The sequence below is a fragment of the Microbulbifer maximicatervae (SeqCode) genome (assembly GCF_052468155.1).
The window spans coordinates 4,168,043-4,188,925 of record NZ_CP174335.1; the positions used below are offsets into that span (position 1 = coordinate 4,168,043).

The following is a 20,883-nucleotide window of genomic DNA, read 5'->3' on the forward strand; positions in this document are numbered from 1 at the left end:
GGGAAGCTCTGCGGCGCCGGCCAAAAACCGGCGCCGATCTATCGCCGTTATCCTCTAGCGAAGTTCCAATGAGTAAACACGACAATATTTATGCAAACCCACTGGGCCAGGTAGCCGGCTTCGAGTTCGATCGCCAGGTGGTGCAAGTTTTTCCCGATATGATCAAGCGCTCCGTGCCCGGCTACACCACGATCGTAGCCATGATCGGCACCCTGGCAGAGCGCTACGCCCAAGCCGGAAGCCGCTGCTATGACCTGGGCAGTTCCCTGTGCGCGGCAACCCTGGCCATGCGCCATCGCATTCCGGCTGCCGACTGTGAGATCGTCGCCGTGGACAATTCGCAAGCCATGGTTGATCAGGCGCGCACAGTACTCGAAGCCGATAGCGGCGAGGTTCCCGTTCAACTTATCTGCGACAACCTGCAAAACGTAGCTATCGAAAATGCCTCGGTGGTAGTGCTCAACTTCACCCTGCAATTTATTCCGGTGGAAGAGCGCGAAGAAATCCTGCAGAAAATCCACGACGGTTTGCGCCCCGGCGGCATTCTGATTATTTCCGAGAAAGTGGACTTCGCCGATAAAGCCCACAACGAGTTAATGATCGAACTGCATCACTCCTTTAAAGCCGCTAACGGTTACAGCGCGCTGGAAATCGCACAGAAGCGCTCTGCCCTGGAGAATGTATTAATTCCGGAAACCCTGGATACCCACCGCACACGACTGAAAAATGTCGGCTTTACCAGTGTCGATGTCTGGTTCCAGTGTTTTAATTTTGCCTCTTTAATCGCCATCAAAGGCGCGCCGGAAAAGTAAGTACCCCGTGATCGACTACACCCAACTCTATCAAGGCCTGCAACACGTTCCCGCCCTGCGCACCTGGCTGGCCCAGCTGCCAACACAGGTGGCTGAAAACCTGAGTCCTCATCGCTGGGGCGATCTGCCCGATTGGCGCGCAGCGGTGGAAGCCCTACCGGAAATCACGCCCTCCGCTGTCGAACTCAACCGCAAGGTCAGCGCAGGCACTGCCGCCGATGCCAGCCCGGAACAACTCGAAGCCCTGGAGCGGGAACTGCGCAAATTACACCCCTGGCGCAAAGGCCCCTGGGAGTTATTTGGACTAAATATTGATACTGAGTGGCGCTCCGATTGGAAATGGGATCGGGTACTTCCGCACTTGGCACCACTGAAAAATCGACTGGTGCTCGATGTGGGCTGTGGCAATGGGTACCACTGCTGGCGATCCTACGGCGCCGGCGCGCGCCGCGTAATCGGTATTGATCCTTCCGCCAAATTTGTCGCGCAGTTTTACGCGCTGAAAAAATACCTGGGCCAGGAAGCACCGGTGGATTTGTTACCCCTGGGTATTGAAGCTCTCCCGGCAAACTTGCGCGCTTTCGATACCACTTTTTCCATGGGGGTACTCTATCACCGCCGTTCACCCATGGATCACCTGCGCGAATTGCGCGAGACCCTCCGCCCCGGCGGCCAGCTTGTATTAGAGACATTGGTTATCGACGGCGGACTCGGCGATTGCCTGGTACCCGAAGACCGCTATGCAAAGATGCGCAATGTGTGGTTTTTCCCCAGCTGCGCCACCCTGGAGAGCTGGCTGCGCAAGTGCGGTTTCCGCAACCCCAGGACGGTAGACCTGAACACCACCAGCCTGGAGGAACAGCGGCGCACCGACTGGATGCACTTCGAATCCCTGGCAGATTTTCTCGACCCGGAATCGCCAGACAAAACCGTGGAAGGTCACCCCGCGCCCAAGAGAGCGGTTTTGGTCGCGGAAGCGCCGTAGCTTGTCTATACGCTTAAGGTCTGGGAACTCATAAATTCCGCAAAATTTGCTGCTAATAGAATTTTGTACGGAATGGGGAGCACCATCTTGATTGTTGCGACTCATAAGGCAAAGTGCGCCCCTAAATAGTGCAACTATATCCTTTAGGGAGGGCTGCCGCAGGATGCAGCCCGGCGCAGAGAATATTTATGAGTATTAGCGTTTTTGAGCTTTTCAAAATTGGGGTTGGCCCTTCCAGCTCCCACACGGTGGGCCCCATGGTCGCTGCCCGCCAATTCGTGCAGGATTTGCAAGATCGTGACCAGCTGCCCCGCACAGACCGCGTACAAGTCCATTTATACGGCTCGCTGGCCCTGACCGGGGTTGGTCACGGTACCGATATGGCGGTACTGATGGGGCTTCTGGGTCAATCTCCAGACACCATTGATGTCGATTCAATCGATGAGAAAATGGCGCAAATCCAGAGCGAGCGCCACCTGTCATTAAACGGTGACCAGGATATCGAGTTTATTCGCGAGCGCGACCTGGTTTTCCATATGGAGGAATTTCTTCCCCAGCACTCCAACGGAATGACCTGCCAGGCTTACGCTGGCGAAGAGCTACTGTTCGAGCGCAGCTATTTCTCCATCGGCGGCGGCTTTGTGCTCTCCGAAGAAGATTTCGCTCACAAAGAGGAAATCGCCACCCTTCTGCCCTATGACTTCAGCAATGCAGAACAGCTGATGAAGATCTGTGATCATCACGGTTGGACTATTGCCGAGCTGGCCATGGAAAACGAAAAAGCCTTCCGCAGCGAGCAGGAAGTCAAAGACCGTTTGTGGAATATCTGGAAGGTAATGGATGCCTCTATTGAGCGAGGCTGCCACCAGAATGGCATCTTGCCCGGCGGCCTCAATGTTCGCCGCCGCGCTGCCGAACTCTACCGGGAGTTGAGTAAACAGAGCCCGGAAGAGCGCAACCACGGCCTCGCCATCCTCGACTGGGTTAGTCTTTTTGCTCTCGCCGTCAATGAGGAAAATGCCGCGCGCGGGCGCATCGTCACCGCGCCCACCAACGGTGCCGCCGGTGTAATTCCCGCCGTTATCGCCTACTACGTGGAATTTGTACACGACAGTAAAATTCACGGTGAATTGAAAGACCAGGTAGTGAAATTCCTGCTCACCGCCGGCGCTATCGGTATGCTGTTTAAAAAGAATGCCTCTATTTCTGCCGCTGAGGTGGGCTGCCAGGGAGAAATCGGCGTAGCCTGCTCCATGGCTTCCGCCGGCTTGGCCGCCGTAGAGGGCGGCACCAACCAGCAGATTGAAAACGCTGCTGAAATTGGTATGGAACACAACCTCGGCCTTACCTGCGATCCAATCGGCGGGTTGGTGCAGGTCCCCTGTATCGAGCGCAACACCATGGGTGCAGTAAAAGCCATTAACGGCGCACGCCTGGCCCTGCGCGGTGATGGCGCTCATATCGTACCGCTGGACAGCGTTATCGAGACGATGCGTCAAACCGGTATCGATATGCAGAGCAAATACAAAGAGACCTCTCTCGGCGGGCTCGCAGTAAACGCTGTGAACTGCTGATATTTTTTGGCAGGAGCACAAATCCGCTCCTGCCGCTTACTTAGGGAGCCTCTGAATAACTCCATAATGCCTCTGCGGGTCTTGAAGGCTGCAGATGTTAGGCGCAGCTCGCCGCGAATGGCCGTAGCCCTTGGCAAGAGCTGCAACGCAGCAGCTGTGGCCTTCAAGGCCCGCCCTTCGGGGCTTGCAGAGCGATTCACACTCCGCGTTGCGACTTCTTGAAAGGTCTAGACATTCCTGCGAAGCCGCGCCTTGATTGTGAACCGCTCTGCACGCCAGAGGTATCATGGAGTTATTCAGAGGCTCCTTAGCCCTAAAGATACCAAATTCTTTTTGTGGCATATCTCCAACGAACCCCCACCGGTCTTTAAAAATCACTGGTTAAATATCAACGAGCGATGAGCCCCAACACCCGCCATGGTTCCGGATGCAATCGCAAAGGTTCCGCTTTGCATCGGGTTGGATAAATCCCCAGCAGCAAAGACTCCCTTTACAGAAGTCTCTTTAAAGCCATCCACCTTCACAATCCGCCCGGTAAAAGACTCCTCCAGCTCCAACCCCAATTTATCGATAAACGGAGAGGTCAACTCCGCTTTGGGGCTCACGTAGAGCCCCTCCAGTGGCAACTTGCGGCCATCCGCCAAAACAACTTCACTTAAACTATCCCCCTCTCCCTCCAACTGCGTAATTGGGGCTTCTTCCAGCATCACTCCTCGAGCCAACAAGTGATCTAGTACCTCACCCTCAGGATTAAACCGCCCCTGGGTAAACAAAGTGGTAGCGCCCCAATCTGGAATCATCGCCGCCTGGTGGAAAGACAGCTCGCTGGTAGCCAGCACACCTAAAGGGCGATCACTCAGCTCATAACCGTGGCAATAGGGACAGTGAATCACGCTCCTACCCCAGCGCTCTTTCACACCAGGGATATCCGGTAGCTGGTCCGTAATGCCGGTTGCCAGAATTAGCCTCTTCGCTTTAAAGGTGGTACCTCCCTGTGCAGCAACAGCAAACCCCTCTTCATGAACATCCACAGTATCCGCAGTGTCTTCAACCACCTGAAAACTCGAGTAAGCCTGTAGCTGGGAAAGCGCCATGCTACGAATTTCCTCGGGCGTCTTACCATCCAGGCAAAATACTCCATGGGACGCTTTTGCAAAGCGGTTTCTAGGTCTTTTAGCATCCAGTACAACGACCTTGCGCCTGCCGCGAACGAGCTGCATCGCCGCAGACAGACCTGCAAAACTTCCACCGATAATCAATACATCCGTGTCCATAGCCACCCCTCCGATATCATGTAACTTTTATTGTTACACAAAAATTCAAAGCTGCACAACACACGTAACAGCAAAAGTTTCGTGATAAACTGCAGGGTCGGAAACTTAGGTGAATTATGCGCAAAGACAGCCGATTATCCCGGGCACTTCATGTCCTTATCCATTTGAACATGACCGACAAGCCGGTTACCTCAGACAAGATGGCGGCTATGCTCCTCACCAATCCTGTGGTGGCTCGCAGAACTATGGCGCTATTGCGGGATCAGGGGTACGTGCGCTCCAGTAAAGGGCACAATGGGGGCTGGTCACTCGCGAAGCCCTTGGATGAAATTACACTTCTGGATATCCATAAAGCGCTGGGAGACAGCTCAGTTTTTACCATTGGTCTCACAGACGAACACACTAACTGTATCATTGAGCACGCAGTAAATGCCGCCCTAAAGGATGCAATGGATGAGGCGGAGAGTATTTTACTCGCGCGATTTGGAGAGATCACTCTGGATCAGCTCGGTGGAGAATTTACACACATAGAGACTTCGGAATAATTCGCCTCGTCCTAGGGAACTCCAAATTTCAATTCTGAGCCTCCCTAATATCCAGGTCCATTTTGCGATTGCAAGGTGCACCCTATGCTTTAGCTTGGTACTCAGGGTGTATTCTCGCCATCAACAAAACGTCTATATAACGACCCGCCTTAAACCTGCCAAGCCGCTTGGTTCCCTCCACCTGAAAACCCGAGCCCTCATAAAGTGCTATTGCAGTACCATTATCAACATGAACTTCCAGCTCCAATCGTATTAGATTGAGCCAATTATCCGCCTGATTAAGCGCCTCTTCCATTAACATCCGGCCAACTCCCCGACCGTGAAATTCAGGATGTACCGCAATTGCCAGCACAGCACTATGTCTATCCCGGATTTTATTGATTAAGAACAGAGTGACATACCCAACGACCTTCGTATCCAACTCAGCGACCAAAGTATAATTATTCGGATCAGAAAAAAGATTAGCGACTTTATCAGAGCTTAGGAAAAGTAGTTGAGAGGTATTTTCATTTACTGAGGCAAAACTATGAATCTCGAACAAATCCTTATTATCGGATTCTTCTAGGTGTCTGATTTTTATATTCAACGGAACTCCTTAAGGGATATCGAAAACAATAGAAAGTATTTCTATTCTTCTCTTTACTCCATATACACCAGATACTAATTTATAACGCGAACTGATCAATCAACCCGAGTTAGCCGAGCATCATCCACTGTCATCTGCCAAATCCCATCCTCTTCATAAGGGGGATTGGAAACATGAAAATTTGCAGTCAAAAATAAAAATCCAACACTGAAATCATCTCCGTTGAACTCTTTTATCGGCCCCTCTATAGAAGTTGTAACGCTCCCTTCAACCCGTTCATACAAGACCCGGCCATCAGTTGTTATGATCAAACTTATTTGACTATCAATCCAAGTGCCAGCGTAATCTAACTTGTCTTCAGGAAGTGGTTTTGCACAACCGGCCAACATCAAAAAAATAAAAACCCAAAAGGTATTACGCACTATCAACCCTCTTCCCCCTTTAATATTTCGAGAATAACACCCTACCGTTTCCCTGCAAAATCCCAGATAACAGGCACGCAATACAGAGGCAACTCTTTAAACTGGAATACAACTAAAGGAAACACTCACCCCACAACCAATTAGTACGTAGTAATGAATTCAATATTTAAAAGAACCACGACAACCCATGTGTTTTGTCACTTCTGCTCCAGGCGGCACCTTCTATATAACTAGACTAGTCTAATCTCTAAGGTACTCAGAAAGGGGGGTGTATGACCAATTACAACAGCCTATTTAACCGTCACTTCGCAAGTTCAGAGCGGCTTAAAAATCGAGCAAAGCAGAGAGTCCCAAAATTTTCCTATGAATACTTAATAGAAGGCTGTATGGATGATATTGGTTTATGCCGAAATCGCCAGGCATTCGATTCTATAAAGTTCACCCCTCAATATATCCGACCAAACTCCACACCGAGCTTAAAGTGTGAACTTTTTGGGAAACTATACAGTGCTCCATTTGGCATAGCGCCCATTGGACTACAGGGGCTTATGTGGCCAAATGCGCCTGTAATACTTGCCAAAGCCTCATATGAGCACAAGATCCCATTCATCCTCAGCACTGTATCTTCTGAATCACTGGAGCGAATTTCTGAAGTCTCACAGGGAACAGCCTGGTACCAACTCTACAACCCAACAGACCCAGCTATTCTTTCTGACCTACTATCCCGACTAACCTCTGCCCAATACCAACATTTAGTCATTACCATTGATGTTCCTACCTTTGGCTTACGCCCCAGAGACTTCCACAACGGATTGGCAATGCCACCGAAATTGAATGTAAAAAATATCTGGCAAGCGATACTTAGGCCAAATTGGAGCCTATCCACATTGCGATACGGTCTCCCTAAATTTAAAAATCTAGAGCCTTACATTGATACCGATAACAAAAAACTTGAACTAACCGAGTTTATGAACACCACAACTATGGGCCCACTGGATTTTGGCAGTATAAAACGTATAAGAGATCTATGGCCCCATAAACTTATTATTAAAGGGATAATGAGTGAACCCGATCTTCAACAAGCGATTAAACTCGGGGCAGATGGAGTCATTTTATCCAATCACGGTGCACGGCAACTTGATTTAGGCGAAGCGACTCTCCCCTTACTGAGACGGTTTTCCAGCTATCAGGATAGGATTTCCTTGGCTATCGATAGTGGAATCAGATCCGGTGTGGATATCGCAAGTGCTTGTGGCCTAGGGGCAAACTTTTGCTTTCTGGGAAGATTTTTTATGTATAGCGTCTGTGCCCTTGGCAATGAAGGAGCTAATCATGCAATTTACCTACTTAAAGCTCAAATGATGCAGGTGATGCAACAAGTTGGGGCTAATACGCTTAAAGATCTTTGTGGAAAGGTAGAACTCTCCATAACTCCAAGACCTATATGATGGTGCATAACACTATTTATCCTAACGCTAATTTCAGGCTAACAAATTAGAGTTGAGCTATCGCAAGTTCACCTGTATGCAGAATAATAAAAGTTACAGCGAGCCGAAACAGAATTTCTAGTAACTTTTCATATTAAGTAGGCTGACCGTAAACCAACCTGAATAGCCATAAGATTACTTATCTACTTCTTACGTAAAAAGGCAATTAAACAGTACAAGATCTTCAAAAAACATCTCGCCCTCTATTACTTTCTAATTTTTACGATACTTAACCATACGATCCAAACTCCAACCAAGAAGAGAAGATTTTTCTTTCGCCAACAATGGCAGATCAGCCTCAATAAAACGCTTATATAATATTTGCACTCCCAGGATATGATTGAGCATCGCATCCAATTGAACCTTTTTTGATCGATGCAGAGTCGGTAACTTATACTCTTCAATTAAAGTATCTATTTCTGAGTATCGCAGCAATCCAGCTAAATTAACCTCCTTTGGGCTGAGAAATTTATCAATAACTCGTTGCACCCAATCCCAAGCTCCGGTAACGGTCTCTACCGGAGGAGCCATGAATGCAAATTTTTGCTTTTTATATAGAACATCCGGAAGAACTCCCTTCATCGCTTCGCGAAGAACATACTTTTCTGTAGTTCCTCTAATCCTGACCGATGGTGGGATTTGTATAGCAAACGCTGCCAGGTGATGATCGAGAAAGGCCGGACGGGTTTCAATGGAGTGCGCCATATCTACTCGATCACTTACCCAGCCCAATATCTGGGTCTCAAACATAGTTTTAATCCAAACATACTGAGCAACATCCAGCGGATGTCTATCTTCGAGTTGTGATAAATCTAGCGTATCAACAATTGCCTTCCCGGCATCATAACCAGATATTTCTTTACGCCACTCTTTGTTAAGCAATTTTTCTGTTTGATGATGACAGCTTAACCAAGATTGCAAGCATGTAGGGGTGAATCCTAAAGTCCGTTCCATCCCCTCTGATCGATAACTATCAATTGGCAGCATAGCTCCCTTAAATAAGCTATTGCTCCTTTCTAGATGTTGCTGCCAGGTTCTTCGTTTATTCAACTCAGCTTCAGATGTGCCATACAAGTAAAAATCTTTTTTAAATGCAGGATACCCAGAAAATAGCTCATCTGCCCCCTCCCCAGTAATTGCAACCTTGTAGCCATTAGACTTAACAGCTTTACTGAGCAAAAATTTAGCTACTGATAATGTATTGTAAAATGTCCTTTCGGTATGCCAGATGGTTTCTGAATAATTTTCATATATTTCTTCATCAGTTACTTTTACTATGAATTGGCTGACACCAATCTCACTCGCGGCTTCCTTTGCGATATGAGACTCATCGTAATCCGGATTTTCAAACGCTATCGTAAAGGCGGTGAGATCCTGCTGCGAAAGCGACTGCCCTACTCCAAGCAAGCTACCCGAATCAACACCACCTGAAAGATAATAGGTTACTGGGACATCAGCTTGAAGCCTCAAAGACACGGAGTCTATAATTTGTTCCCGCAAACCCTCAATATAATACTCATCAGACTTGTCACGAGCATACTCATCTGAAATCAAAAAATCGATGTCCCAATATTTATGTTGAGTAACAGCCAGTTCAGTGTTGTCTCGCTTAACTTTTGTAATGCACCCAGGTTCAACCTGGAAAACCCCTTCAAAAGCGGTTGTTCCAGGAATCGATACCTGAATAAGCTGGTGATACACTCCATGCGCTGTTAGTCTTCTTTGGACATCAGGGTGGGCAAACAAACTTTTAATTTCAGAACCAAATACTAAACCTTTTTTGATTCTTGCCCAATAAAGTGGCTTCACTCCAAACCGATCTCTAACCAAATAGAGGCAGTCCTCCATTTGATCGTAAACGGCAAATGCAAATTCTCCTCGAAGATGTTTAATAGCCCGAACAAGACCTAACTCCGCAATAAGATGCAAGATAATTTCGGAATCACTTTTACTTAAAAAATAAACTCCAGAGGCCCTCAGTCTGGCTCTTATTCGCTGATAATCATAGATTTCACCATTATGAACCAAATAGTAACGACCATCTTCTGATACATAAGGCTGAGAAGCGCGCGCATCACTCAGGTCATTGATCGATAAGCGCACATGACTCATCCCAAATCCTAGACTTGGAGGGTTTGTAAAACCTACACCATCCGGGCCACGGTGGAACTGAATAGCAGCCATATTTAGAAGGAGTTGACCATCGACAGGCATTGTACGCGCACTATGAAGAATCCCAGCTATTCCGCACATAGACGATACCTTTTATTGGGGTCATTTCGAAACTGGAGAGGCTAGGCAATATCTACGATCTCACTAGGGCGGCCACAAATAGCCACTGCCAAGGCCATTCTGACGTACACACCACCTTTTGCCTGTATAAAATACCAATTATGGGGCGTATCATCCAGGTTACTATCAAGCTCCCCCATTCGGGGTAAAGGATGCAGCACAATAGCTTGTTTTTTCAAAGGAGAATTATTATCTATAAAATATCCAGACCCAAAATCTCTATGCCCCGCTGTTTTTAGGGATATAGCATTCATATAGACCACATCGAGTCGGGGAAGAATATCTCCAATCTTATCCGTTAAACTTATTTTTAAACCTTTTTCCTGAAGCATTGATAATTGCGCTTGCCGAAACGGCTCTTGTTCCTCCTCATCACAAAGCACAAAAACCTCTGAGAAAAACTCAGGAAAACAGCTCATGAGTATCAAGAGGCTTCTCGCCGCTCGCATTCGAGCTGGCGCTCCAATTAAGCCAATGGAGAGTTTTCGACTTTTTCCTGACAGAATGGAAGGGTTCCACTTAAGAAGTACATATAGATCGATAAGGGATTGCGTGGGGTGCTCATCTATCCCGTTACCAGCATTGATGATTGGTATACTTAAATTATTAGACATAATTTTCACTGAATCTTCAGAAGAATCCCTCAAAACTACACAATCACCATAATTACTTACCATCTCTGCAACATCTCTTAAGCTCTCTCCGACACCAATACGTGTTGTCCCTTTATCTGTAATTGAAACAGTACTCCCTCCAAGTCGCAGCCAGGCGCTTTCAAAAGATAGCCTCGTCCTGGTGCTCGACTCAAAGAATGCGCTGATTAAGATTTTATTGTTTAAATGACATGAGAATTTTCTGTTATCCAGCTCACAGCGAGCAGCAAGTCTGAGTAACTGCAATATTCTACCTCTATTAAGCTGACTGCTCGATATAAGACTTTTACCAGTTAGGGACTCTAAGTATCTACCCTGCTCCGGGATAGCCTCTACCAGAGCTTTTGCCATCAAATTTGTATCTTTGTCGAACGGAGCGCTAGTCATCATAACCAAAACCTAAATAGAATTTGACGGGACAATTATCGCTTGAATAATCTGCGTGCAGATAAAGCACTTACAATACGGTTACTTAAATTCATACATCTAGTACCACCATCAAACTAAGAATCTTCAACCAATTTTATTGAACCTTGTTCCAATACGGTGTTCTTTCTAGCATTTCCTGCTGAATGTCTTCTGGAAGAAGTTGAAATGGTGGAATTCCCTGCTGTATCTGCCATCCACCTCCGAGCGATAGATACACCTGCACCAGGTTCGCTGCCACGGCACCTCGCGCTATCGCCAAAATATCCTGCTGCTGAACATCTGATATCAGCGTAGTTATCACAGTATCAAATTCCACTTGACCATTAGTATATTGAGACAGGGAAATATCGACAGATCGCTGGGAGGCCTGGGCAGCCACCTCATAGTGAACTAATTGCCTTTGAGATTTTATATAAGCGACAATAGCGTTCTCCACATCAGCTTGCGCTAACAGAACTATTTGCTGATAGTCAGACACTAACTGCTGGAAAATCGCATCCTGTAGCCTGACATTGCTCCGAAGTCTTCCGTAGTTAAAGAGATTCCAATCAAATTCAATAAAAAGATCCCAGGCACTACTGCTGCCATTAAGTTGGCCGCCATTGATATCGATAGCCCCTATCTCCCCACCGATACTAAAATTTGGATAGAGTTCCGCCCTCGCAACGCCTATTAACTCACCTTGAGCTGCCAGCCGTCGCTCTGCTGCACGAATATCGGGTCGCTGCCTTAATAGATCCTGGGGCATACCAACAGTAACGACTTTGGGAATCATAGGTATGGATGAGGGAAAAGAGACTATGTACCTCAAACTATTAGGAGGTATTCCCAGAAGGACTGCCAGGGCATTTTCAAACTGCTGTAAGCTTATCTCCAGTCCCGGCACGCTGGCTTCTGTGTTACTGAGCAAAGCCTGCGCTTGCTCCGCATCCAGTGCACTGACCTCTCCTGCACGAAATTTGACTCTCGCGATCCTTAAACCCTCACGTTGTACGCGAATGTTTTCCCTGGCAACTTCCAGTCTGCGTTTCGTTGTGCGAATATTGATATAGGTTTGCGCCACCTGGGCAATAATAGAAACCAGCACACCGTCATAGTCCGCTATGCTGGCTTCAAAATCTGCTGCGGCCGAATTAACCAGCCTTCTTAACTGCCCCCAGGTATCTAATTCCCAGGTTAAATTAAAGTTCGGGTAATATTCAGTCTGCAGATTGCCAGTGATCCCCGATCGAACATACTTTGAGCGATCAATAAGCCCCTCAAGCTGCTGTGTTTGGGGATACTGGTTACCTATTGCAATAGCTAGTTGTTGCTGGGCCTGGAGAGCCCTGAGAGCCGCAGAACGCAGCTCCAGGTTATTTTCAATCGCAAGTGAGACTAACTCGTCCAGCGTCACATCTGAAAATGCCCACTGCCACCACAGGGGGTTAACGGCTTCCAAGGTATCCAGTTTTGGGCTGGTTTGATAGATCCACTCACTTTCGACCTCTACCGGCGGGGGATGGTAATCTGGCCCCAGCATACAACTACTGCCGAAGATGAGCAGCAATGCCAACAGACACCCCTGTAGGCTCCGTATTAACCCTTTCCTGAAACTATTGGGATTGCACCGGTTCATCTTGCTCGGTGCCCGCAGAATTGCTCATTACTAGCACTGAGCTGGTAAATCCAACACGAAGCTTTACAGATTCGGGAACTTCTGTCAGATGAATCCTGACAGGAATACGCTGTGCAAGGCGAATCCAGTCAAATGTGGGATCTACCATTGGCAATAAGTCATTACCTGCAGTTCCATCTTTGCGAGCAATACCCCAGCCAATACTTTCAACATATCCTTCCAATTCTAGATGAGGATAAGCCATCAACTTCATAAACGCTTTATCCCCCGGAGCGATCCGACGAACAAAAGTTTCGCGAAAAAAACCATCAATGCGAAAAGTGCTTATATCAACTACAGAAAGTGCAGGTTGGTTGGCGACAGCCTGATCACCGTAACGAAAATCTATATTGGTAACATAACCAGTAACCGGAGCAACAACTGTTGTGTATTCGAGATTAAGCCGCGCCTGCTCCAGCAGCGCAAAAGCCGCACGAACGCCCGGGTTATCGGCTCCAAGCGCTCCCAATTGTGCTCTAACCTGCTCCAGCTCCGCTTGGGATTGCTCCAAAGCAGCCATAGATTCCACCAAGCTGGCTTCTGCACCCGCTCGATACTCAATTGTGGATTCATACTCAGCCTGAGCCGCTTGCAATGCCCTTACTGATGTCGCTCTCTGGGGTAGCAGTTCTCTCTGCCGATCATATTCAGCTTTGGTTCTTGCAATTTCCGCATCAAGCGCGCCGATATTACTTTTTGCCAGATCAATATTTGCTATTGACTCCCTAATCCTAGCCTCATAAGCGAGAACATTCTTGTTTTGCGCTCGGTATGTATCGAGAGCTTCCTCGTACTCTGCCTTGGCCTCTTCCAAGGCTGCTTCATATATTCTCGGATCAATCTGAAACAGTAGTTCCCCTGCTTTAATAAACTGATTATTCTTAATAGGCAACTCAACTACCTGTCCAGTTACCCTGGGAGTCACTTGAATAATGTCCGCCTGCACTTTTCCATCCCTGGTCCAGGGATTATTGAGATATCTCCAGAACTGGATAATAAGTAACAGCAGTGCTACAAGCACTATTGTTCCAGTAAAAATATATTTTCTATACCTAGCCACTACTATATTCCCAAGAATATCCTTCCTATGAAAATTGAATAAATTACACTGAGGGAGATAATAACAACCGGTGGATTGGCAAAATATCGGGATAAACGATACCGATCCAAGAGCCTAGCGGTTAACAAGGCCGCAACAACACCAAACAAAGCTATCACCAATATTGGTGATAGATAGAAACTGCCTATTGATATATCGTGCGGTACTCTTTCCATTTAAAACCCTACAGACATTAAAGACACCTTTCCTCACAGAAAGCCTTCCAATCCACAGTTTCTGAAACGCGACGAAACTCTACCAGATAGTTATTGATGCAGTGGGTAACACCCAAGAAATAAAGAAAGTTTGTTACACCCTCTCTGGATTTTTCACTACATTCCCTTAGCTCCATCAACTCACCGACATCAATATTTGCCCTTTCAAATATCCTCCCATAACCTCTTCGCAGGGATTCAATATCAACCTTTTGGTTGCCACCAGAAAAATAGATAAGTATTTTGCTTGCAAGCCGCCTCCATATGAATGCCTCGCGAAGTAATCTTTTAGGAGCCACAAAATTGATTTTCTTCTTATCTATCTTATATAACAGCTTAACCTGGTTGGATATCAACATAGCCAAACCTATAAGACTTTGCATCTGACTTCTGGTCATACCCCGCATTTTTTTATCAGAAATACCCTCCACCCAATAGAAAACTCTCTTTCTTGAAATCATAATAATATTCAGGTGGTACAATATATATAACCGGAAAAACAATGACTTTCTCTTCTTTTTCGGAATATCACCCTCCACCACCAGCCATGCGGCACTATTGAGAACCCTATCAATACTTCTCTTCAGGTTTATTTCTGGGTGGGCAGTGAAGGGAATATTTCTTGAAACAGCCAAAATACAAAAAATTATTGCCAACACAAATAGATAATTTGTGTAAACCACAAAACTATACTCTTGAGAGTTGTTGAAATTGAAAATGATCTGGGGAAAGATAAGGACCAAGGTTCGAATCATCGACTGGGGTCCAAAGACCTTATTTGAAGAAAAGCTTACTACAAACGTCCATACAAAGATCACGACAGCCAATGAATAAAATCCGTGCAATTTCGGCATTAAAAAGAAATATATAGGTGCCGACAATATGCACACTAAAATCGTAAAAACACAGGTTTCAAACAATTGAATTTTGGGGGTCATTGAGGCGAGAATACCTATTACTGTTATCAGTAATATAACCAGCAATCCACCAATCATGTCAGGGATAAAAAGATATGCCAGATAAGCAATCCACATTCCCATCTGAACACGGACAATATTAGTCAACCTGTCTGGGTCGGGCATCAAAGCTCCAAGCCACCCTATACCATCACTACTTACCTGTCTCGAATAGGAGTCACCCCGGGTTTGTATATCATTTACTGAATCAATCAGAGATCGGGTTTCTACCTCCAAGTCATTTAAGGATTTTCTAGTAACGGCTAAAGCAGCGGTTTCAAAGGTTGACAACCTCTTTACTTCTTCAATATTTCCTCGAACCACTCTCCCATTGGCACTATCTACAGGCATTTCCTCTGAAAGGGCAGTTTCCACTTGCGCGAGACGCCCCTCAATGTCGGGCATGTATTCGTCGACACCAATAAGGAATTTTGATATACCCAGATCACCAGAGAGGGCTAAGCTTTCTTCCAACTTCAAGAGGGATTGCGTGACGGCTGTCGCAGATTGACCAAAGTGACCCCACTGCTTTCGACATTCCCACACCTCATAACTATCTGAGCTCGCATCGCCAATGGCTGTTTGTAAGCGTGTATCAAGCTCTAAAAGAGCAACACGCTTTTTACGCCTAATCTTTATTTTCTCGCCACTTCTAACCCGAGAAAAACAATTATCCACAAATCGCCGATGTTCTCTCAATAAATCCAGAGATGCTCTTCTTAACTCACCACGACTACAGTTAGGCCAGATCAAAACGGCTACCAATCCGTAGACAATTATTCCTAGCAAGGACTCCTGAATACGTAAAACCCCAGCCTTGTAGGAGATAGAGAAGTCGCCACCAGTCACATCCCACAACAAAAAGATGACATACCCACTTGTAAGCCAAAAATACTGATAGTTTGATCTCTGCAAAAAATAAACGCAGATAGATACCCAGATAGATAGGGCGATCATAAACAACCAGCGATCCTGTGGAAATAATGCGACGATTAACCAGCCAGCCAGCAAGGCAAATAGCGTCCCTAAAATCCACAAAATGGCTCGATTAAGAGACTGCCCCAGATTCGCCTGACTGCAGACAATAACAGCAAATCCACCCCAAAAAGGCTTCTCCCAATTCAGGCCCAAGGCAATGGCATAAACGATCACTAAAGCTGTTGCTAGCTTAATCGACTCTTTAACATTACGAGACAACTGCAAAGCTTTCTCCGACCATTTCTACATACTATTAATTCGTCATTTTGATCTATGACACAGCAATATATATTCACCCCGAATATATACCGGATAACCAAAAGGAAGTATGGCATACCAAGAGCTAAAGAAATTCGCTATCGGCGAGCTTATCTAAACCAACCCCAGATCTAAGAATCAATCCAAATAATAATAAATATAAAAGCTGACAAACAATAAAAATAAACGCCTACCCCCCAAACATGCAGGTACATCTTTATAGACTTTTCCTTTCTGCAAGCCTAAAGATCAAGATTATGACTAACTGAGCCACACCCCAAATACACTACTTATAAATCTTTAAGGCATGAAGGGAACGAAGTATTTGCTGTATTGCCAGACCAAATATTGGTCCCAGAACTACAATCTGAAGCCTCGTTGTCATCTAAAAGGTCATCAAAACCACTGCTTGCTACTGTATTTCCACTAACTACATTGTCCATATTCTGAATGACATAGGGACCTCCAATCGCTATGCCCCAAATTTCATTATTCTGGACATTATTACTGGCAATAACACAAAAAGAAGCACCTACAGTCACACCATCAATTATTCTTGCTCCCAGGCTTATAGCAACAGCATTACCTTCTAAATAATTATTCCCAATATAAGAAAAGAAACCAAAGCCACCTATTCCATTTTCAAAAAAACCAGAGACACTATTTCCAATAGCAACATTAGCAACCCCTTCCAGCACAATACCCGATGCCTGAACATTAGTGGTGTTTGACAAGGTATTCTGTCGGATAAGGTTACTATCACTTTCTGCAAAAACGCCTGCGCCACTGGATTCCTCGACGGTTACACTGAATACTTTATGTAGGCCACTCCCCGCCAACTCCAATCCAGTTTCACAATTACTAACAACTCCACCCGTCACAACTCCTGAAGTTCCTAACATAAGTATCCCAACCCCATCGGTAGTGCATTCAATTGCGCCTTCACCAGACATTACAAGACTACCGTCAGGACCTTCAACCGTTATTGCTGGATCTTCGCTGCAAGAAAGCTCACCAGTAAGAGTCTGCGCGTCAGTAATAGTATCGCCACATTCAACATCCGCAATGCAGACTGAAGAAAAACATAGAGTTGACATCATCACCCCAGGAGCAAGGAGTGTTTTTGGAGAGAAGGACATTGATGGAACCTCAGCAAGTAGAATATAGCTTCACCAAAGTGTCGCCTCTTTACGATCAACCCACTATAGGAATCTTTTCTTAACTTCTAAAGATTTTTAAGGCAGGATGGAAATGATGTGTCAGCAGTATTGTTAGACCACACATTTAAGCCATCACTACAATCTGACTCTTCATTATCATCCAAAATATCATCATTACCACTTCCAGTTACAGTATTCCCTGTCACTAAATTATCCATGTTAGGATATGTATAGGGTGCGCCTATTCCAATTCCCGTACGTAGACTGCCTACCACTGTATTACTTTCAATTACGCAATACGAAGCACCTATACTCTCTCCATCAACTACTAATGCACCCAATATAATCCCCAACTCACTATTCTCTACATAATTATTTCCAATATATGAATAGAAACCAAAGCCAGCTATTCCATATTCTAAAAATCCGGACACATTATTACCAACGGCAACATTTCTCTCACCATCTAGCTCCAAACCAGATGCTATTACGTTAGTAGTGTTCGACATCGTGCTTTGACGAATTAGATTACCGTCACTTTGTGCAAAAATTGCTGCGCTAGAGGATTCTTCAACTGTTACACCAATCACTTTATGGGAACCATCTCCATCCAACAACAACCCTAAATCACAATTAGTGACAACCCCACCCATGACAACTCCAGATCTCCCCAGCATATGGATTCCTATGCCATTAGTAGTGCACTCAATAGAACCCTCACCTTCTATCACAAGGAAACCCTCCGGCCCCTCAATAATTAGCGCTGGATCATCACTGCAAGATAATGCGTCAGTGAGGACTTGAGAATTGGCAATAATATCTCCGCACTGGACAGCCAAACTATCGGTAGAATAAACACATGAAAACAGCATCACTAATCCAGTCGCGTAGATATCCTTTGGGTAATTAAACATGGATTGAGCCCTAGTAAGAATGTAAAAAAATATCACCTCAGTATCGCCTGTCCGTATTACCCTGCCATAGGAACATCATCTCAATCCATAGAAAATAACATGCCTGCACAGACCAATCCCCAACCACACATAAGAAGAATTCTTCCTTCTTCATCAACCCCTCTAAGGTGCACTGCTTATTTTGCCTTGGTCACCCAACCCAATAACGAATAACAAAGATGAAAAACTCTGCAAGTTAGAGTTCCATAATTTAACTTAAGAGCCAATAGAGAAGCTACAGGATTACCCGCAGCAAAGTGGGTTAACGCGGAACAATCAAGCTCGTGCCAATTAATTAATAATCCAATGACCCCCAAAATAAAAAAAGGCCCCAAATGGGGCCTTCTCGAACTCAACCAGCTCAGCAATTATGCATTTAGAGCTTTAAACTCGCGTCTACGACGGTGCAGAACCGGCTCGGTATAACCATTAGGCTGGGCACAACCTTCGAATACCAGCTCACAAGCAGCCTGGAAGGCAACGCTCTTATCAAAGTTCGGTGCCATATCGTTATAATTGGAGTCGCCGGCATTCTGGCGGTCTACCACAGCAGCCATACGCTCCATGGTTTCACGCACTTGCTTTTCGCTAACGATACCCTGCTTGAGCCAGTTGGCGATATGCTGAGAGGAAATTCTCAGGGTTGCACGATCTTCCATCAGGCCGACATCATTGATATCCGGCACCTTGGAGCAACCCACGCCCTGCTCTACCCAGCGTACTACATAGCCGAGAATACCTTGAGCATTGTTGTCCAACTCAAGCTGGATATCTTTAGCACTCCAGTTGGTTTCAGCTGCTACCGGAACCGTTAAAATATCTTCCAGCTTAGCGTGATGGCGATGTTGAATCTCTTCCTGGCGGCGATTCACATCCACTTTGTGGTAGTGCAAGGCATGCAAGGTAGCAGCCGTGGGCGACGGTACCCACGCCGTATTGGCACCGGCCATTGGGTGGGCTAACTTAGCGTGCATCATGGCTGACATCTGGTCTGGAATTGGCCACATGCCTTTACCAATTTGCGCTCTGCCCTTCAGGCCGCTGTTCAGGCCAACATCCACATTCCATTCTTCGTAGGCGTTAATCCATGTGGATTGCTTCATATCACCCTTGCGAATCATGGGGCCCGCAAGCATGGAAGTATGGATCTCGTCACCGGTGCGATCGAGGAAGCCAGTATTAATAAAGACTACACGCTCTTTCGCTTCGGCAATACAGGCTTTGAGGTTCACAGTGGTACGACGCTCTTCGTCCATAATGCCCATTTTTACTGTGTAACGGGGCAGATCGAGCGCATCTTCGATTCGGTTAAACAGAGTATTGGCGAAAGCCACTTCCTCTGGGCCGTGCATCTTCGGTTTTACGATATAGATGCTGCCTTCACGGGAATTCGTGATCGGGCTCTCACCACGGAGGTCATGCAAAGCGATCAAGCTGGTGATCATGCCGTCGAGAATCCCTTCGGGGATTTCCTGGCCATCGCCGAACAGCACTGCATCGTTGGTCATCAGGTGGCCGACGTTGCGCACAAACATCAGGCTGCGCCCCGGTAAGGTAACCTGGTTGCCGTTCGGGGAGGTGTACTCACGATCTGCATTGAGCTTTCGTTCAAAGGACTTGCCGCCTTTGCTAATGGTTTCCTTCAGGTCGCCCTTCATCAGACCGAGCCAGTTGCGGTAAACCACTACCTTATCTTCAGCATCGACAGCGGCTACCGAATCCTCGCAATCCATAATGGTGGTCAGCGCGGATTCCATTAGCACATCTTTCACACCGGCATCATCGGTTTTGCCGATGGGGCTCTCGCGATCCACCTGGATCTCAAAGTGCAAACCGTGCTGCTTCAGCAGGATGCTGGAGGGCTCTTCACTGTCACCCAAATAACCAACAAACTGCTTGGCATCTTTTAAGGTGGCGATGTCGCCACTGGCCTGTACCACTTCCAGCAGTGAACCATTGATGCGGTATTGCACCGCCTCAGCGTGACTACCGCAGGTAAGCGGGGCCGACTGATCGAGGAAGTTGCGTGCATATTCGATCACTTTAGCGCCGCGAACCGGGTTGTATTCCGTACCTTTTTCCGCGCCACCCTCTTCACTGATCACATCTGTACCGTAGAGTGCGTCGTAAAGGCTGCCCCAGCGCGCGTTTGCCGCATTGAGGGCGTAGCGTGCGTTCATTACCGGCACAACCAGCTGAGGTCCCGCCAGGATGGCGATCTCTTCATCGACATTTTCGGTAGTTGCGCTAAATTCAGCAGGCTCGTCGGCGAGGTAGCCGATCTCTCGCAGGAAAGTCTGGTAGCCTTCCAGATCGCGGAAACCCTCGGGGTTGTCCGTGTGCCAGCGATCCAGGGTCTCCTGCAGTTCATCGCGTTTTTCCAGCAAGGCGCGATTTACCGGGGCCAGATCGTGGACAATAGATTCCAATTTGGCCCAGAAAGCTTCGGCGCTAACTCCAGTTCCTGGAATCACCTCCTCGCAAACCAGGTTGTAAAGTTCTGGTGCGATTTGCAGATCGCCGATTTGGACTCGTTCCGTCATACCCA

17 protein-coding genes are annotated in these 20,883 nt (G+C 46.7%); 5 read left to right on the plus strand and 12 right to left on the minus strand.

The window, feature by feature from the left end; translation table 11 throughout:
* Nucleotides 1-68 precede the first annotated feature (68 nt).
* From cmoA to ACJJIY_RS17710, 3 genes are all read left to right on the plus strand, one after another.
* Nucleotides 69-812 (plus strand): carboxy-S-adenosyl-L-methionine synthase CmoA, encoded by a 744-nt coding sequence (cmoA, locus tag ACJJIY_RS17700; protein WP_108733518.1) that lies wholly within the window; start codon nt 69-71, stop codon nt 810-812.
* A gap of 7 nt (nt 813-819) precedes the next feature.
* Entirely contained in the window at nt 820-1,797 is a 978-nt protein-coding gene (gene cmoB, locus ACJJIY_RS17705; protein WP_445358515.1) for a tRNA 5-methoxyuridine(34)/uridine 5-oxyacetic acid(34) synthase CmoB, read from the plus strand.
* 188 nt (nt 1,798-1,985) lie between these two features.
* Nucleotides 1,986-3,371, plus strand: a complete 1,386-nt coding sequence (locus ACJJIY_RS17710) for an L-serine ammonia-lyase (RefSeq protein WP_445358516.1) — start codon at nt 1,986-1,988, stop codon at nt 3,369-3,371.
* 374 nt (nt 3,372-3,745) lie between these two features.
* Here ACJJIY_RS17710 and ACJJIY_RS17715 read toward each other — a convergent pair whose 3' ends face one another.
* Nucleotides 3,746-4,645 (minus strand): NAD(P)/FAD-dependent oxidoreductase, encoded by a 900-nt coding sequence (locus ACJJIY_RS17715; RefSeq protein WP_444897006.1) that lies wholly within the window; start codon nt 4,643-4,645, stop codon nt 3,746-3,748.
* Nucleotides 4,646-4,761: 116 nt separating this feature from the next.
* Between ACJJIY_RS17715 and ACJJIY_RS17720 the strand changes: the two genes are divergently transcribed.
* Nucleotides 4,762-5,190, plus strand: coding sequence for an Rrf2 family transcriptional regulator (locus tag ACJJIY_RS17720; RefSeq protein ID WP_445358517.1), 429 nt, complete (start codon nt 4,762-4,764; stop codon nt 5,188-5,190).
* 82 nt (nt 5,191-5,272) lie between these two features.
* Here the strand turns inward: ACJJIY_RS17720 and ACJJIY_RS17725 are convergent, their stop codons facing one another.
* Complete coding sequence (locus ACJJIY_RS17725; protein WP_444897004.1) at nt 5,273-5,776, minus strand: GNAT family N-acetyltransferase; 504 nt, start codon at nt 5,774-5,776, stop codon at nt 5,273-5,275.
* Between the two features lie 95 nt (nt 5,777-5,871).
* On the minus strand, nt 5,872-6,198 hold the full coding sequence (locus ACJJIY_RS17730) for a hypothetical protein (RefSeq protein WP_444897003.1): 327 nt from the start codon (nt 6,196-6,198) through the stop codon (nt 5,872-5,874).
* 386 nt (nt 6,199-6,584) lie between these two features.
* Between ACJJIY_RS17730 and ACJJIY_RS17735 the strand changes: the two genes are divergently transcribed.
* Nucleotides 6,585-7,646, plus strand: a complete 1,062-nt coding sequence (locus tag ACJJIY_RS17735) for an alpha-hydroxy acid oxidase (protein ID WP_445359679.1) — start codon at nt 6,585-6,587, stop codon at nt 7,644-7,646.
* Nucleotides 7,647-7,898: 252 nt separating this feature from the next.
* Here ACJJIY_RS17735 and asnB read toward each other — a convergent pair whose 3' ends face one another.
* The 9 genes from asnB to ACJJIY_RS17780 all read right to left on the minus strand — a co-directional run bounded on the left by asnB (nt 7,899) and on the right by ACJJIY_RS17780 (nt 20,878).
* On the minus strand, nt 7,899-9,938 hold the full coding sequence (gene asnB, locus ACJJIY_RS17740) for an asparagine synthase (glutamine-hydrolyzing) (RefSeq protein WP_445358518.1): 2,040 nt from the start codon (nt 9,936-9,938) through the stop codon (nt 7,899-7,901).
* 41 nt (nt 9,939-9,979) lie between these two features.
* Nucleotides 9,980-11,020 carry an aspartate/ornithine carbamoyltransferase family protein gene (locus ACJJIY_RS17745; RefSeq protein ID WP_444897000.1) on the minus strand — a complete coding sequence of 347 codons (1,041 nt, stop codon included), beginning with the start codon at nt 11,018-11,020 and terminating at the stop codon, nt 9,980-9,982.
* A 133-nt stretch (nt 11,021-11,153) separates the two neighbouring features.
* Entirely contained in the window at nt 11,154-12,614 is a 1,461-nt protein-coding gene (locus ACJJIY_RS17750) for an efflux transporter outer membrane subunit (protein ID WP_444896999.1), read from the minus strand.
* A gap of 40 nt (nt 12,615-12,654) precedes the next feature.
* Nucleotides 12,655-13,737 (minus strand): HlyD family secretion protein, encoded by a 1,083-nt coding sequence (locus ACJJIY_RS17755; protein WP_444893662.1) that lies wholly within the window; start codon nt 13,735-13,737, stop codon nt 12,655-12,657.
* Nucleotides 13,738-13,778: 41 nt separating this feature from the next.
* Entirely contained in the window at nt 13,779-13,991 is a 213-nt protein-coding gene (locus ACJJIY_RS17760) for a DUF1656 domain-containing protein (RefSeq protein ID WP_353057030.1), read from the minus strand.
* A gap of 17 nt (nt 13,992-14,008) precedes the next feature.
* Complete coding sequence (locus tag ACJJIY_RS17765) at nt 14,009-16,189, minus strand: FUSC family protein (protein ID WP_444896998.1); 2,181 nt, start codon at nt 16,187-16,189, stop codon at nt 14,009-14,011.
* Nucleotides 16,190-16,512: 323 nt separating this feature from the next.
* On the minus strand, nt 16,513-17,361 hold the full coding sequence (locus ACJJIY_RS17770; protein ID WP_444896997.1) for a NosD domain-containing protein: 849 nt from the start codon (nt 17,359-17,361) through the stop codon (nt 16,513-16,515).
* Between the two features lie 86 nt (nt 17,362-17,447).
* On the minus strand, nt 17,448-18,296 hold the full coding sequence (locus ACJJIY_RS17775; RefSeq protein ID WP_444896996.1) for a right-handed parallel beta-helix repeat-containing protein: 849 nt from the start codon (nt 18,294-18,296) through the stop codon (nt 17,448-17,450).
* 407 nt (nt 18,297-18,703) lie between these two features.
* Nucleotides 18,704-20,878: a malate synthase G gene (locus ACJJIY_RS17780; RefSeq protein ID WP_445358519.1), complete on the minus strand. Its 2,175-nt coding sequence runs from the start codon at nt 20,876-20,878 to the stop codon at nt 18,704-18,706.
* Between the last annotated feature and the right edge of the window lie 5 nt (nt 20,879-20,883).

Bases quoted from the DNA above. Each gene is read 5' to 3' on its own strand.
- asnB (WP_445358518.1), bottom strand. From the start codon at position 9,938: ATGTGCGGAATAGCTGGGATTCTTCATAGTGCGCGTACAATGCCTGTC.
- ACJJIY_RS17760 (WP_353057030.1), bottom strand. From the start codon at position 13,991: ATGGAAAGAGTACCGCACGATATATCAATAGGCAGTTTCTATCTATCA.
- cmoA (WP_108733518.1), top strand. From the start codon at position 69: ATGAGTAAACACGACAATATTTATGCAAACCCACTGGGCCAGGTAGCC.
- ACJJIY_RS17710 (WP_445358516.1), top strand. From the start codon at position 1,986: ATGAGTATTAGCGTTTTTGAGCTTTTCAAAATTGGGGTTGGCCCTTCC.
- ACJJIY_RS17780 (WP_445358519.1), bottom strand. From the start codon at position 20,878: ATGACGGAACGAGTCCAAATCGGCGATCTGCAAATCGCACCAGAACTT.
- ACJJIY_RS17735 (WP_445359679.1), top strand. From the start codon at position 6,585: ATGGATGATATTGGTTTATGCCGAAATCGCCAGGCATTCGATTCTATA.
- ACJJIY_RS17720 (WP_445358517.1), top strand. From the start codon at position 4,762: ATGCGCAAAGACAGCCGATTATCCCGGGCACTTCATGTCCTTATCCAT.
- ACJJIY_RS17745 (WP_444897000.1), bottom strand. From the start codon at position 11,020: ATGATGACTAGCGCTCCGTTCGACAAAGATACAAATTTGATGGCAAAA.
- ACJJIY_RS17770 (WP_444896997.1), bottom strand. From the start codon at position 17,361: ATGTCCTTCTCTCCAAAAACACTCCTTGCTCCTGGGGTGATGATGTCA.
- ACJJIY_RS17715 (WP_444897006.1), bottom strand. From the start codon at position 4,645: ATGGACACGGATGTATTGATTATCGGTGGAAGTTTTGCAGGTCTGTCT.
- ACJJIY_RS17775 (WP_444896996.1), bottom strand. From the start codon at position 18,296: ATGTTTAATTACCCAAAGGATATCTACGCGACTGGATTAGTGATGCTG.